Genomic DNA, 14,529 nt, shown 5'->3' with positions numbered 1-14,529 from the left:
TCACATGAAACAATTGAACATTTTATTTTCTGTTGCGCTTTTACTACTGATATCTTGTGCTTATGGGCAGGAAAGTCCACCGGCTGAAGCAAAAGGAACGATAAGTGGTGCAGAAATAAAGATTAACTATCATCAACCCTCAGCAAGAGGCAGGACCATGATTGGCGGTGATAAAGTACCTTATGGCAAAGTATGGAGAACAGGTGCTAACAATGCTACCACTTTTGAAGTAAGCAAGGACATTAAGGTGGAAGGTAAAAAACTACCAAAAGGAAAATACAGCTTTTTTACTATCCCCGGAGAGAAGGAATGGACCATCATATTTAACAGCGAACCGGAACAATGGGGAGCTTACAAATACGATGAATCCAAGGATGTTTTACGTGTTAAAGTGGCAGCCGGAAAACCTGCTGATCATGTTGAAACGTTTGACATTAGTGTAGAAAAAGATGGTGTAGTATTGGCCTGGGAAAAATCCCTTGTCAAAGTGGGGGTCCAATAGACTTTGAGAATACATAATGACGTTTTAAAGTCGGAGCTTGCGCTTCGACTTTTTTTATGCCCTCTTTGCAGTTAAAGATAGAGAAATACGTTTTGCAATGCCTTAAATTGGCAATTATGCACCCTGTATTTTTACATATGAGCATAGAAAGTTAACTTACCTTTCCATGCCCGAAGAATTAGAAAATCATAAGCAGCAGGTAGGCTCTATGCTGGAGTCACATTTTCTGACCGCAATGGATGCCCGGTTTGATGCTTATGCCTCTTTCCTGGACCAATACTTTCAATACCTTGGTAAGCTTAAAAAGCTGCAACAACAGCAAAATGAAGTGGCTAAGGAACTTCGCTATATAGCCATGGCCAAGTCGGAATGGCTAAAGTCGGTAGGGGGCTATTTTAAAGCTTTCGAAGTCAGGACACTTCATGAAGAGTTTGCTCCTTTTAGCAAAGCGCTGCATGACTATGTACAGACCTTTGACATGCATCTGCGTCGTGCTCAGGATATGGAGCGGTTTGAATGCCAGCAAAGTGACGGGAAGGCTATAAAACTAGGGAAATGGTTTAAACGATTGTTTTATAGTATTTCCAAGTGGCCCGAGAAAATGACCAATTCATTCAGGAGGTTATTTAAAAAACCGGTTAAACCACTCAAACCCTGGTATCACAAAATATACTTCCGACGCTTGTCACGATTTTATCTTGAAGAGGAACTATTTAATCGGCTGGTGCCACAACTTTCCAATTACTATTTATCCCTTTGCGATGTTTCAAAAGGAGTATGGAAATTAGATGAAATCATAGACCATGCCTTTGATCAATGTATATCAGAAGAGAAAAAATTCCAATTCCAGGCGGATTGGGTTTCACGTTTTGATCAACTCAAGGTCGACTTAGCCCGGAAAAAAGAGGAATTCCGGATAGCGGTAAGAAATGTATTTGAAACCCTCTTTAGCGACTATGCCGGGGCATACGTCAAGGCAGGTACTATTGAACTGACCAACAATCGCTTTAATCCACGTAATCTGAAGAAAAAACGACAACGTGTTATTAGAAAATATGATGTGCTTACAAAGGGATGGCATAACACGTTAAGAGTAATGTCAGATGATTGGGAGATAGATATAGAGTTATATTCCATTATATATGCTGCACTGGCACAATTTTATGTTTCTGATCGAAAACTGAGAGAGCGGATTCAAGGGGTTATTATACCGGAATTCGATCGCCTGAATGTGTTGGTACAGAAGCATGTGAATGGTATAAATCAGACAAATGCAGAAAACCTGCAGGCAGTATTAATAGCGGAGCATCAAAGTCTTCTAAAGGGTGATCTGGGCAAAACGGCAGAAGAGATTGGTGAACTCATTTTGTCACAGGATATCCCGGATATTGTTAATGAAGTGGAAGCGCGAATGGACCATCGTATTAACTCCATTAGCGAAAATAGGGCCGTAGTTAATAAATTTGAATACAATATGCCGTTGCGTTCGTCTTCGGTGAATACGATCTCACCTTATGAGCTGATCAATTTTGAATCGTGGCCGCAGTTTCAGAAAGTGGCCAGAAATGTGAAGGTAAAAACTACGACTCAAATTAGTGAAATACTTCACCAGTTAACTGAACTGGATAAGATTGCGGAATTTAATTTGGCTTCTGCATTGTCGCTGTTTGAAGAAAAAGACAGCAAAGATGACCCTCGTAAAATAGCCTTTGAAGGACTGCAAAGGACGCTGCAGAAATTAGAAGAGATTCGCGAGAGCTTCCGAAAAATGCAACAAGGGGTGGGCGAAGATCTCTACAACGCAGTAGAACTGTTCAATAAGAGTCTGGTAAAATTCACGAACAACGAAAACATCTTTGAAATACGTGTTCGTATTGCGCGTGCAAAGGCGATAGAGCAAAGCAGGGCTTTACGGGACCGTGTTCTTGAAGGCATTCGAAATATATTTCCCACGGTAGCCCGTTTGAGTAGGATACGTTACCGGAAAACAACTGAATTTGTTCATCAGGTATTTAAACGTTATGGCATTTCTACTGAGTCAGAAGCTATTTCTACAGAGTTGGCAGATTTTCTGGCTGAAACGGAACATTCAATTAATAAACTGCCTTTTGTTTATCAACGACTTTTCAGGGCGCAGCCGTTAGAGGACGAAAATTTTTATCAGACCCGTCCTAAAGAAATACGACAATTAACAACGGCTTATAATAACTGGATGAAAAAGCGTTTTGCAGCTTCAGTCGTTGTAGGTGAAAAGGGAAGTGGGCTTACTACACTATTCAATTTCTATTTAAAGGAACTGGCCAGTTCGAAAGAAGTGATCAGGATATCACCCGCATCGAGGGTCTTAAGACCGAATGAGATAGTGGCATTTTTTTCAAAGTCCCTGGATCAAAAGTTTGTGAGTTCGGCGGATATTGTCAACTACCTTAATCAGGGAATTAAAAGGGTGATCATCGTAGAAAATATTCAACGACTTTACCTAAAAAAGGTGCATGGGTTTGAGGGCTTGAAACAATTGATCCGGATGATTTCGCTTACCAGTAAGAATGTGTTTTGGATCGTAGGATGTACGCAATATGCCTGGGACTACCTGGATAAAACACTGGGTCTATCCGATCACTTCGGTTATGTGGTGAAGCTGGACGAATTTGATAATGAACAAATGGTTGATATGATCAAAAGAAGACATAAAGTCAGTGGTTACAACATGGTATTCGAGCCTTCCGGTATAAATATGAATAGTAAGAAATTTAAGAAGCTGTCTGAGGAGGCCCGACAAGAACTATTGCAGAAACAGTACTTTAATGATTTGAATAAAATTGCCAAAGGGAATGCCAGTCTGGCGTTATTGTATTGGCTACGTTCTACCAGTGAGACGTCCGATAACACAATTTCCATCAGCTGCTTGCGAGATATTGATTTTTCGTTTCTTAAGAGCTATTCGCCAAATAAGTTGTATGGATTAACACAACTTCTGCTTCATGACGGAATGAGTGAAGATGATTTTGTGCAAGTTACCGGCAGAAGTTCATATGATAGCAGGACGGTACTTCATCCCTTGTATGAGGATGGAATTCTGGTACTTGAGAATGGTTTTTATTGCATCAATCCGTTGCTTTACCGTCAGGTGGTAACGTTACTTAAATCCAGGAATATTATTCACTGATGAAAAAGCGCTTTATATATCTGGTCTTGTTGACGTTATTTTCAGGGCCGGGCTTTGCACAAGCAGATACTGTGGTCTTACAAGATGAGGAGAAAGCAGTTGTGACTGATTCAGCGCAGCTTTCAACAGATTCCGAAGATGTTGTAGAAAAGGCCAGGCGTAATCTGCAACCGCCGCCTATTTCTGAGGTCATTTCATTCAGCAAGATATTTTGGTCCATTATTTTTTTGACGATAGGCTATTTTTTCATTCGTTTCATTGGCTCTGTGCTTGGATCCATTGCTGAACGAAGTACCCGGTATAGGATCACCATTAAGGGAATTATTCCTGTTTTTAATATTCTGGGATGGGTGTTCATATTATTTGTAGTCATCGCCGGGATATTTCATCCACCATTGGAAACGATAGTGGCAGTCACAGCTTCTGTGAGTATTGCGGTAGGCTTTGCCGCTCAGGATGTATTAAAAAACGTTTTTGGCGGTATAATGATATTGTTCGACAGGCCTTTTAAAGTAGGAGATAAAATAGAAATTGGAAGCCATTATGGTGAAGTGTTGGAAATTGGTTTACGCTCTACGCGGATCGTTACGGCAGACGACTCATTGGTAAGTGTGCCTAATAGTGAGATTATGAACCAGTCTGTTTCTAATGCCAATGCCGGAGAAGCGAATTGTCAGGTGGTGGCTGAAATTTATTTACCCATTACGGTGGATACGGAGAAGGCCAGACATGTTGCGATGGAAGTCGCCCAGGTTTCACGATTTGTTTATCTGAATAAGCCTATTGTCGTTTTGTTTTTCAATGAGGTGAAGGACCGTAAGTCCTACCTTAAAATGAGACTGAAAGCCTATGTAGCTGATATCCGGAATGAATTTGCTTTTAAAAGTGATATGACTGAAATGGTCATGCGCGAATTACTTAACGCAAAAATCATTTCCCCGGACGACTTTAAGTAGATCTACTCTAAAAATTAAAGAGATGATAAAACATCTAATCGGAACAAGACCTCTGGTGCATAATTGTCCGACAGTAAATAGGTGAGTACAATCGGTCAACCTTATTTAGCGATGGACACCTAATTACTACAAGTTCTTCGCCCGCTATTTGAAGGGACGATTTAATCCGGCCTCATAAAATAAACTTCCTGTATTTTGTTTGCAGCAACTTTGTAAATGGCGAATACTTCCACCGGAGGCTTTGTCTTATCAAATATTACACTCTCCTGGTCGATCACCATATTGCCCAAAGACATTCTGTTCACCAATGTGCAATGCAGGTCCTTCTGCTTTTCAAACATAGGGCTGTATCTTTTACGCATTTCTTCTATTCCCTGGTACAAAAATGCGGCGGGGAAGTTAAACACCTTAACGGTGTCACTATAGGGCAGTAGAAAAGCTTCGATGTCCCGGTGGTTATAGGCATCTAATTGTTGCTGAGCCAGGTCTGTTGCAGATTTTTGTGCTAGTAGAGGCAGGTTTATTAACAGCAGCATAAAAGAAGTTAATATCGTTTTCATAATAAGCGGGATGTTTTGTGGTTTATAAACCTTTTTGAAAAAAAGACAGTGTTTTGTTCAGTACTTTTAATGAAGCCTCTGGTAATTCCGGGTTTTCATAAGGATGCTTTCCACCGAATACATGGTTAGCGCCTTCAACAATGAAAGATTCTGCCAAAGGTTGTATTGTAGCAAGTTCTACTGTGTGTTGATAGGGTAATGTTTCATCTTCTGTGCCATGTATCAATAGTACAGGCTTATTTATTTGTTGAACTGCTCCGGACACATCCAGTCTTACTTTATTTTTTTGGAGGTCTTCTATCAGTTGATATTTAAGAGGCATGTCCTGCCCGGTCCTGCTATTGAAAATGTAATGAGTACCATTGGAGCGCCACTTCTCTACCAATTCCTCAGGCCATCGTTGAAATAAATTATGTATAGGTGCCCACGCAGCTACTTTTTTAACACGGGTATCTTCATATGCTTTGAGCAGTGCAATACTTCCGCCACGACTGTGACCTATCAGGAATAGTTGATCCATATTGATCTCTTCCGCTGGCACGATATTTTGAGCACCTGATAAAAAGTCGATAAGTACTGCCAGGTCATCCAGCTCAATGGAGAAGTTATTTTCACTAAAAGCTTCAAGATCTGCAAAGTCCATAGGATGGTCAGGAGTGGTGCCATTATGAGATAAATTCGGCTTGATAAATACAAAGCCCTGTTTGGCAACATGGTCGGCAATAAGATTAAAATGACCCCAATCTTTAAAGCCTTTAAAGCCATGTATAAAAATAATGATTGGCTTCTTCACGTGATCTTTGACATAGCGTATGTCTGCAATAAAGGGCCTTGAACTATGTGCGCTTATTAGTGGTATATTGTTAATGGTTTTAATTTGTGATGACATATTATATTTTGATTAGGGGTTTTTGCTGATTATAATTGTAACTCATTATTCAGAATGACCTCAAGCTTAAAAGACATAAAGGCGCCCATTGCCTCTGAAATGGAGGAATTTGAAAAAAAATTCCGCGCCTCTATGAGGACAAAAGTACTCCTTCTTGACAAAATAATGAGTTACATTGTAAAGCGCAAAGGCAAGCAGATGCGTCCCATGTTTGTTTTCCTTAGTGCCGGAGCCTGCGGCAATATTTCAGAGTCAACCTATAGAGGTGCTTCATTGATTGAATTATTGCATACGGCTACCCTGGTGCATGATGATGTAGTAGATGACGCAGATTATCGCAGAGGGTTCTTTTCGGTAAACGCATTGTGGAAAAATAAGATTGCCGTTCTCGTTGGCGATTATCTTTTGTCGCGCGGGTTACTTTTATCGGTGGATAATGAGGATTATGACCTGCTCAAAATAGTCTCTTCAGCGGTTAAAGAGATGAGTGAAGGAGAGCTCCTTCAAATGGAAAAAACAAGACACCTGGATATTACAGAAGAAGTGTATTATGAAATTATACGCCAGAAAACGGCGTCGCTGGTATCTTCTTGCTGTGCAGTAGGTGCCAGCTCATCAGGAAGTGGGAACGGAGATATTACCAAAATGAGAGATTTTGGAGAAAAAGTGGGCATGGCCTTCCAGATAAAAGATGACCTTTTCGACTATGGGAAAAGTGAGATTGGTAAACCATTGGGCATAGACATAAAAGAAAAGAAAATGACCCTGCCCTTGATAAAAGCTTTGGAAACGGCTTCATGGTCAGACCGAAGGCATATTAAAAAGATCATCCGGAGTGATAAGAAGAGCAAACAAAATATTAATGAGGTTATTGATTTTGTAAAAAATGCCGGAGGGTTGGAATATGCCAAAAGGGTTATGATGCAATTCTATGAAGAAGCTATGAGTGTACTTAATACATTTGAAGATTCTGTCTACAAAAAATCATTAGCTGACCTTGTTCAATTTACGATAGAAAGGAACCGATAATGAATACAGAAGGAAAAGTAGCTATTGTAACCGGAGCTAGTAAAGGGATAGGATATGCCACTGTGAGGGCCTTATTAGAAGCAGGGTGTAAGGTAGCCGGATGGAGTCGTAGTGAAGTAGCCATTGACCATCCGGATTTCAATTACTATTCAGTGGATGTAGGTGATAGCGAATCAGTAAAAAAAGCCTACAACCAGACCGTTAAAGACCTGGAGGGTGATGTAGCCATTTTGATCAATAATGCCGGGCTGGGATACGAAGGCCCGTTAGAAACATTGGACCATAAACATTGGCAGCAGATGTTCAAAGTGAATGTAGATGGTGTTTTTTATTGCTCTCAGTTGGTGATCCCTCAAATGAGGAAAAATGATGAAGGCCATATTATCAATGTATCTTCTATAGCCGGTACCACAGGTCTTCCCGGACTTGCAGCCTATTGTTCTACGAAGCATGCGGTACGGGGACTTTCCCATTCTTTGTATAAAGAGGTGCGTAATGATGGAGTAAAAGTGACTTGCATCTATCCGGGTTCTGTCAACACCAGTTTTTTCGATGCCATTGATTCCATCACAGCCAATGAAAATATGATGCGTCCCGAAGATATCGCGGAGACTATAGTACATTGTATCCAATCTCACCCTAACTACCACCACGTAGATATTGAGGTGAGGCCTCTCAAGCCTAAAGGTTGATATTGTCTGACCGGGATAGTAGATTGTGAGGGTACTTGGTAATGATCTATGAATTAAATAGCTTTAATCGTTAAAAAATAACTGCCCTATGATCATTTACGGTTGGAATAATAAGACGATCAAACAAGCTCCATTGGAAAATATGGCATGTGATAATTGTCAGGAACAAAACCTGTTTCTGACGATCTATTCAAAATATGTGCATATCTTTTGGATCCCGTTGTTTCCTTTTAAAAAGTCTGCGCTGATGCATTGCGGTCATTGCCAGAAAGCCACTGAGGAAAAGCAAATGACTCCGGATTTCAAGGAAAAGATCAAGCAACTGAAAAATAGTGTATCAACTCCTAAATACTTATACAGCGGACTTATTATCATAGTATTAGCGATAGGCTACTTTAGTTTTGCAGGAAGCCAGGCTAAGAAAATGGAGCAGGCTTTTCTCGAAGAGCCGATGGAAGGTGACATTTACAAAAACATTGATAAAACCGAAGAAACAACTTATAAATATTACTTGTGGAAAGTAGCTAAAGTTGAGAACGACAGTGTGTTTGTATCTCCTAGTTCATATTCTTATGACGGGATACCCACCAAACTTGAACCGGAAGATGGCTTTTATAATTTCTCTTATGCAATACATAAAAACGAGTTAAGAGATATGTATGAAAAAGGAGAAGTTAAAAAGATTTTGAGAGACTATGATGGAGAAAGTACAGGCTTTAACAGAGTGGTGGCCTATCCATCACCGGTGACAACAGATTCTATCCAATAGCATAATATTCGGGACTTATAAATCGATTTTATAGGTCCGGGTGAAATCCTTGATGTTCTTAGTGAGGTTGCGAATGAGCTGGCCCGCTTCTATTTTATTACTGTCATCTTCCAGCAAACTCTGGCAGCTATAATAAATGTTGCCCAGGAATTCCTGAAGTTCTGTTCTTATCAGGCGCTCTTTATCAAGCTTTTGCTCGAGAAAATACTTCTCTTCCAGCAGCTCATCTAATTGCTGATCAAGTTCCTGGATACGATTTTCTAACGGGTCTTTTTCGATAACGTATAGGGTTGTAATTAAGCAATGACTCCTGAGCCTATCAGTTCATCTCCGTCATACCACACCACAAACTGTCCGGCAGCTATGGCTTTCTGCGGATGATTAAAGATAACGTAAAGCCCATCTTCTTTCATAAATAACCGGGCGGATTCCAGGTCTTGCCGATAACGTATACGTACCTGGTATTCTCTTGATTCGTCTTCTAGCAGCGCTTTGTCTTGACGAACCCAATGTATTTCCTCTTTAGTGACAAATAGCCCTTTTCTGTATAGCCCGGGATGATCTTCGCCCTGCCCGGTATAAATGATGTTTTGTTTTGTATCAGTGTCAATGATAAACAATGGCTCCGGTGTACCACCTATGTTCAGACCTTTGCGCTGGCCAATAGTAAAGTAATGTGCCCCGTTGTGTTCTCCAACAGCTTTACCGTCTTCTATGGTATAAGAGAAGGGAGCTGTTAATTTTCTTAAAGTGGTTATTTCGGCGTCATTAAGTGCTATATCAACAGGGTTATTCTCAAAGGGCCGACCTGAGGAAGTAACTTCTATCACTGTGCCTTTTTGGGGAGCCAGCTTTTGTTGTAGAAATTCCGGTAGCCGTACTTTTCCTACGAAGCACAGCCCCTGGCTGTCTTTTTTATCCGCGGTTACCAGCCCTATTTCTTTGGCAATTTCTCTTACTTGAGGCTTGGTAAGTTCACCAATGGGGAAAAGTGCCTTAGCGAGTTGGTCTTGCGTCAGCTGACATAGAAAATAGCTTTGGTCCTTGTTAGGGTCTATACCGGCCAGTAACCGATGTATTGCTTGTCCATGTTGGTCAATTGTTTCCTTTCGGCAGTAGTGTCCTGTAGCAATAAAGTCTGCTTTCAGCTTTAAGGCGGCTTTTAAGAAGATATCAAACTTAATTTCCCGGTTGCATAATACGTCCGGGTTAGGTGTTCTGCCTTTTTGGTATTCTTCGAACATATAATCGACGATGCGCTCTTTATATTCCTTGCTAAGGTCTATGGCCTGGAAGGGTATGCCCAGGTTCTGGGCCACTATCATAGCATCATTGCTGTCTTCCACCCAGGGACATTCATCACTTATGGTCACACTGTCATCATGCCAGTTTTTCATAAACATACCTATGACTTCGTAACCTTGCTCTTTTAATAAATAAGCAGCTACACTAGAGTCTACTCCACCGGACATTCCTACTACTACACGTTTCATATTGCAAAAGTAGAGATTAGTAGACAATGTTCAGCCAAAAGATACCTTCGGTGATTGTATTTCACCATGTATAATTCACTTTGATCCGTTTTAATGCCTCTTGTTAGCGTGAATAAAGTTAACGACGGTTTGAATGATGTTATGGAATAGGGTATTTTACTAACAAACACGCCGTTCAATGGAATTTGAAAGACCCCGAATAGGGTTATTCAACTCATTTATTTTAATATACACGGTGATAATATTGGGGTGATGGTGATCAGCGTTAGATTATTCCTTCAATTCTGAGCTACTAATTCATCAACAGTTTCATTAAACTCCTTAATGAATTGTTCATAATAATGCCCGGTCCCGGGCCCTGTAAACCCCGTATGAATGCGTTTGACCTCACCATTTTTATCAATAAAAATAGTAGTAGGAAAAGCAAGCACATGATTTAACATAGGCAGCGTTTTGGCGGCTTCTTTTTTATCCAGAGTGCCTGCGATTAACATATTATATTGTATGTCCCACTTGTTTTTCATATGTTCCACCCGGCTTTTAGCATATTCATAATCATCTTTGGCTTCATAGGCCAATCCCAGTACTTCTACCCCGCGATGCCGGTTGTCATCATACCACTTTTTCAGGAATTTGGTTTCATCCATACAGTTAGGGCACCAGGTGCCGAAAATATCCAGTATCACTACTTTTCCTTTGTAGTCATCTAACGAAACCATCTTCCCTTCCAGGTCAGGGAAGCTGAATGTCAGTCCATCATGTCCTTCTTTTATGTAGGTCAACGAATCAGGGTCCGGAAGCGCTGCAGCCTCATCTCTGACGGCACTCCAGGTTTCATGCCAGCGTTTTCCCGACCAAAAATCACCTACCAATTCATTTTGTGCGTTGAGTCTGGCGGAAAACAGGAAAGCATGTCCGCCGTCAAAAGTACTTAGCTTCAACTCTTTTCCATAAGCAGTACCTTCCAGGTAGCGATAGTCACCGGTAGGCGTTAAGAAGGTACCAGTTATTGCCGTACCGGTTTGACCAAAAATGCCTACGGCTTCCGTAGTATCCTGGTCGTCTGCATGTATGAACGTTACTCTCCATTTGCCGTTAAAATCCTGTGGCTTTAGTTCGGTAGGTTCGAAGCGATGGGATTGGCCGTAGGTGGCAGTAAAATCCAGGGAGTAGTCCTCTGCGTAGTTTTTTGTCCACCGACCTTGCAGACGGTTGTTTTTGATGGTCCCTTTGAGGTCAGCGTCAAAAATATGCATTGGAATGTAAAAAGAATCTTTTTCTATCCTTACCTCATCCAGTTGTATGCGTTCTTCACCATTTTGAAGGTAGATCTCCAGCCCTTTTTCATGCCTTACTTCAAAATTGAATGGTAGGTCACTCCCCTGAACATTGATCGTTGCCCGCCACATGCCTGGTTTTAATGTAGCTGTCTTTTCAGGTGTTGTACATCCTGAAAATAGTATGATTATTATGGAAAAAAGAAGCGAAATGCTAAATGAACTGTTCATGAATAAATGGTAGTAATGGTTGCCATGATTTTTTGTAAAATAAACATTTAACGGTTAGTTTGTCCGGGACTGAAAGTGCCAGGTATTCATACAAAGAGATAAGAACGATGATATCACATGATTTGTTCAAAGGCTGTCGGGTGATAGAACTTGCATCAGTATTGGCGGGTCCAAGCGTAGGGCAATTTTTTGCAGAGCTGGGGGCAGAAGTTATCAAAGTGGAAAACCCAGGCACTCATGGGGATGTAACACGAAGCTGGAGAGGAAAAGGGGAAAAAGAAAACACGCTCTCCGCTTATTTCTGCTGTACTAACTGGGGAAAAAAATCACTGGCGCTGGACATCTCCAAGGTGCCGGGTCAGGAAATACTGTATAAGCTGATTGCTTCCAGTGATTTTGTTATTACCAGCTATAAATCCGGAGATGCAGTCAGGCTGGGAGTAGATTATGAAACACTTTCAAGGCACAAAAAAGACCTGGTATATGGTGAAATCACAGGCTATGGGCAAAGAGACCTGAAAGTAGGCTACGATGCGGTAATCCAGGCTGAGGCTGGTTTTATGTCAATGAATGGTCATGAAGATGGGCCACCTACCAAAATGCCGGTAGCCTTGATCGACCTGCTGGCAGCGCATCAGTTAAAAGAAGCTATGCTACTGGCTTATATTCAAAAGCTTCAAACAGGTGATGGCGCTTATGTATCCGTTTCTTTATTAGATGCTGCATTGGCTTCTCTGGCGAACCAGGGTACCAATTGGCTCATGGCTAAAAGTAATCCGCAAAGAAAGGGCTCCACCCATCCGAACATTGCTCCTTATGGTGATATTTATCATACCCGGGATAGCAGACAGATCATCCTTGCTGTAGGCACAAACAGACAGTTCAAGCAGTTGTGCCAGGTGTTGGATATGAAGCATATACCTGAAGATATTGACTTTAACACCAATGAGAATCGCGTTAAAAACAGGCAAAAGCTACTCGTACTTTTGGCTGCGAAAATCAGGATGTGGACGGGGGACCTGTTAATTGAAAAGCTAAACGCCGCCAACGTTCCTGTGGGTAGTGTAAATACGGTAGCAGAGGCTCTGGCATTGCCTTACGCATCAGCTCTTCTACTCAAAAAAAATGATTTTTCCGGGGTAAGATCTTTCACTGAAAAGGGGATACTGGAAAAATCCTCCCACATTCTCCCACCGCCTCAATTTGGCGAACATACCCAGGAAATATTACGGGATATTCTTTCCCTGGATACCTCTGAAATCAATATTTTAATAAATAAGGGCACTTTCTAACCCTGTTGTATCTTCTTTTTACAATTCCCTGACCATGTGGTTTAACGACGATGATGTGGGTTGAACTGGCCTTGTTGGGCCTTTGTGGGTATAAAATGTAAAAAAGTGGTGTAAAGTGGTATGAAGTGGTGAAATATGTCAATATTTTTCATATGTTTGTTTATTAGAATAAGACTATACCCTTGAGTATGACTTTTTTCACCAGTGAGTTCGAATGTAAGATTGATGCCAAAGGCAGGCTTGTTTTGCCGGCAAAAATCAAAGGAACTCTGCCGGAATCTTCTGGTAGTGAATTGGTAATACGCAAAGGTTTTGAGCCTTGTTTGATTTTGTACCCTATGGTAGAGTACAAAAAACTCTATTCTAAAATTGCAGGACTGAATGAATTCAACGCTGAATACAGGAAGATCCAAAGGCAGTTTTTTAGTGGGAGTTCGGTGGTGGAGCTAGACGGTACAGGCAGGTTTCTTATTCCTAAGTTGATGATGCAGCACGCTGGGTTGGAAAAAAATGCGGTAGTCGTGGGTATGGGGAATAAGATAGAGATCTGGAACCCTGAAGAGTATAAAAAGTACTCTATAGGAGATCCTGATGAATTTTCGGCATTGGCCCAAAAGTATTTGAATGAATAAGAGGAATAGAGGTATGCGATACGCTTTTAAGAAAGATGTGAAGAGATTGACGTCAGACGGAGTAAGGAACCGGGCGATGTGGGAACATATGAATTGCGCTTTGAATAAGCTTAACGCCTAAATAGAGAAGAATTGGCAGATAGCTACCACAAGCCTGTGATGTTGGAAGAGTGTATTGACGGGCTTGACATAAAGGGAGAAGGAATTTATGTGGATTTGACATTTGGCGGAGGGGGACATTCAGTAGCAATACTGAAAAAGTTAAAGACAGGACATTTATATGCTTTTGACCAGGATAGTGATGCTGGTCAAAATGCGATAGACTTAGACAAACGTTCTTTCACATTTATTGAGGCAAATTTCAGGCACTTAAGACGGTACCTCAAAATGCATGGTGTCGGACAGGTGGATGGTATATTGGCAGATCTGGGGATCTCATCTCACCAGATTGATAAACCTTCCAGGGGCTTCTCCACTCGCTTCGATGCTGATCTTGATATGAGGATGGATCAGTCAGCGGAGTTAACAGCAGAGGAGGTGGTAAATACCTATTCGCAGCAAGACCTTCAGCATATTCTGGGGAGCTATGGAGAGGTGAGAAATGCTAAAACACTGGCAAATGCTATTGTAGCCCAGCGAATAAATCACCCTGTTAAAACGGTTGACGACCTTAAAGCACTACTGAAAAAATATGCTCCCAGGGCCAAAGAAAATAGGTACTATGCACAGGTGTTTCAGGCAATTCGAATAGAGGTGAACGAAGAATTGAAAGTACTGGAAGAGACACTTGAACAGATGTCAGAGGTTCTGAAGCCAGGGGGTAGGTTGGTAGTAATGTCTTATCACTCCCTGGAAGATAGGTTGGTTAAGAATTTCATTGCTAAAGGAAAGGTAAGGGGAGAGGTCGAGAAAGATTTCTACGGAAATATCAATAGATCTTTCAAAGCGATAAGCAGAAAGCCAATGGTGGCCTCAGAAAAAGAAATTAAAGAAAATAACAGAGCTCGGAGTGCTAAACTCCGAATTGCTGAAAAAATATAA

At 41.2% G+C, this 14,529-nt stretch carries 14 protein-coding genes; 10 read left to right on the top strand and 4 right to left on the bottom strand.

Features of this window, described 5'->3' with window-relative positions; all coding sequences use genetic code 11:
• The first annotated feature begins 4 nt into the window (after positions 1 to 4).
• The 3 genes from FNH22_RS19400 (at position 5) to FNH22_RS19390 (ending at position 4,624) form a co-directional block, all read left to right on the top strand.
• A complete protein-coding gene (locus tag FNH22_RS19400) occupies positions 5 to 502 on the top strand; it encodes a DUF2911 domain-containing protein (protein ID WP_143400097.1) in 498 nt (165 codons plus the stop codon).
• Between the two features lie 166 nt (positions 503 to 668).
• Complete coding sequence (locus FNH22_RS19395) at positions 669 to 3,668, top strand: hypothetical protein (RefSeq protein ID WP_143400096.1); 3,000 nt, start codon at positions 669 to 671, stop codon at positions 3,666 to 3,668.
• Positions 3,668 to 4,624, top strand: a complete 957-nt coding sequence (locus FNH22_RS19390; RefSeq protein WP_143400095.1) for a mechanosensitive ion channel family protein — start codon at positions 3,668 to 3,670, stop codon at positions 4,622 to 4,624. Before FNH22_RS19395 ends, FNH22_RS19390 begins: the two co-directional genes overlap by 1 nt.
• Positions 4,625 to 4,785: 161 nt before the next feature.
• Here FNH22_RS19390 and FNH22_RS19385 read toward each other — a convergent pair whose 3' ends face one another.
• The gene (locus FNH22_RS19385) at positions 4,786 to 5,184 is read right to left on the bottom strand and encodes a nuclear transport factor 2 family protein (protein ID WP_255518105.1); all 399 of its coding nucleotides are present in this window, start codon (positions 5,182 to 5,184) and stop codon (positions 4,786 to 4,788) included.
• Between the two features lie 22 nt (positions 5,185 to 5,206).
• Entirely contained in the window at positions 5,207 to 6,073 is an 867-nt protein-coding gene (locus tag FNH22_RS19380) for a S9 family peptidase (RefSeq protein ID WP_143400094.1), read from the bottom strand.
• Positions 6,074 to 6,127: 54 nt separating this feature from the next.
• On the opposite strand from FNH22_RS19380, the gene FNH22_RS19375 reads away from it, so the two are divergent.
• The 3 genes from FNH22_RS19375 (at position 6,128) to FNH22_RS19365 (ending at position 8,563) form a co-directional block, all read left to right on the top strand.
• The gene (locus FNH22_RS19375) at positions 6,128 to 7,102 is read left to right on the top strand and encodes a polyprenyl synthetase family protein (RefSeq protein WP_143400093.1); all 975 of its coding nucleotides are present in this window, start codon (positions 6,128 to 6,130) and stop codon (positions 7,100 to 7,102) included.
• Positions 7,102 to 7,794: an SDR family oxidoreductase gene (locus FNH22_RS19370; protein ID WP_143400092.1), complete on the top strand. Its 693-nt coding sequence runs from the start codon at positions 7,102 to 7,104 to the stop codon at positions 7,792 to 7,794. The genes FNH22_RS19375 and FNH22_RS19370 overlap by 1 nt, the downstream gene beginning before the upstream one ends.
• Before the next feature lie 88 nt (positions 7,795 to 7,882).
• Positions 7,883 to 8,563 (top strand): zinc-ribbon domain-containing protein, encoded by a 681-nt coding sequence (locus FNH22_RS19365; RefSeq protein WP_143400091.1) that lies wholly within the window; start codon positions 7,883 to 7,885, stop codon positions 8,561 to 8,563.
• Between the two features lie 296 nt (positions 8,564 to 8,859).
• On the opposite strand, the gene mnmA is transcribed toward FNH22_RS19365, so the two are convergent.
• Together mnmA and FNH22_RS19355 are read right to left on the bottom strand one after the other, a co-directional pair.
• Positions 8,860 to 10,056, bottom strand: a complete 1,197-nt coding sequence (gene mnmA, locus FNH22_RS19360; protein WP_143400090.1) for a tRNA 2-thiouridine(34) synthase MnmA — start codon at positions 10,054 to 10,056, stop codon at positions 8,860 to 8,862.
• A 278-nt stretch (positions 10,057 to 10,334) separates the two neighbouring features.
• On the bottom strand, positions 10,335 to 11,564 hold the full coding sequence (locus FNH22_RS19355; protein ID WP_143400089.1) for a peroxiredoxin: 1,230 nt from the start codon (positions 11,562 to 11,564) through the stop codon (positions 10,335 to 10,337).
• A 140-nt stretch (positions 11,565 to 11,704) separates the two neighbouring features.
• Here FNH22_RS19355 and FNH22_RS19350 point away from each other — a divergent pair, with 140 nt between their 5' ends.
• The 4 genes from FNH22_RS19350 (at position 11,705) to rsmH (ending at position 14,529) form a co-directional block, all read left to right on the top strand.
• On the top strand, positions 11,705 to 12,856 hold the full coding sequence (locus FNH22_RS19350) for a CaiB/BaiF CoA-transferase family protein (RefSeq protein WP_255518104.1): 1,152 nt from the start codon (positions 11,705 to 11,707) through the stop codon (positions 12,854 to 12,856).
• A gap of 188 nt (positions 12,857 to 13,044) precedes the next feature.
• The gene (mraZ, locus tag FNH22_RS19345) at positions 13,045 to 13,488 is read left to right on the top strand and encodes a division/cell wall cluster transcriptional repressor MraZ (protein WP_143400088.1); all 444 of its coding nucleotides are present in this window, start codon (positions 13,045 to 13,047) and stop codon (positions 13,486 to 13,488) included.
• Positions 13,481 to 13,609, top strand: coding sequence for a hypothetical protein (locus tag FNH22_RS32690; protein ID WP_255518103.1), 129 nt, complete (start codon positions 13,481 to 13,483; stop codon positions 13,607 to 13,609). Before mraZ ends, FNH22_RS32690 begins: the two co-directional genes overlap by 8 nt.
• Before the next feature lie 11 nt (positions 13,610 to 13,620).
• Positions 13,621 to 14,529: a 16S rRNA (cytosine(1402)-N(4))-methyltransferase RsmH gene (gene rsmH, locus FNH22_RS19340; protein ID WP_143400087.1), complete on the top strand. Its 909-nt coding sequence runs from the start codon at positions 13,621 to 13,623 to the stop codon at positions 14,527 to 14,529.

The organism is Fulvivirga sp. M361 (genome assembly GCF_007097395.1).
In the GTDB taxonomy this organism is placed as follows: Bacteria; Bacteroidota; Bacteroidia; order Cytophagales; family Cyclobacteriaceae; genus Fulvivirga.
The sequence above is the reverse complement of the archived record's forward strand: the minus strand, read 5'-3'. Positions and strand labels throughout refer to the sequence as shown.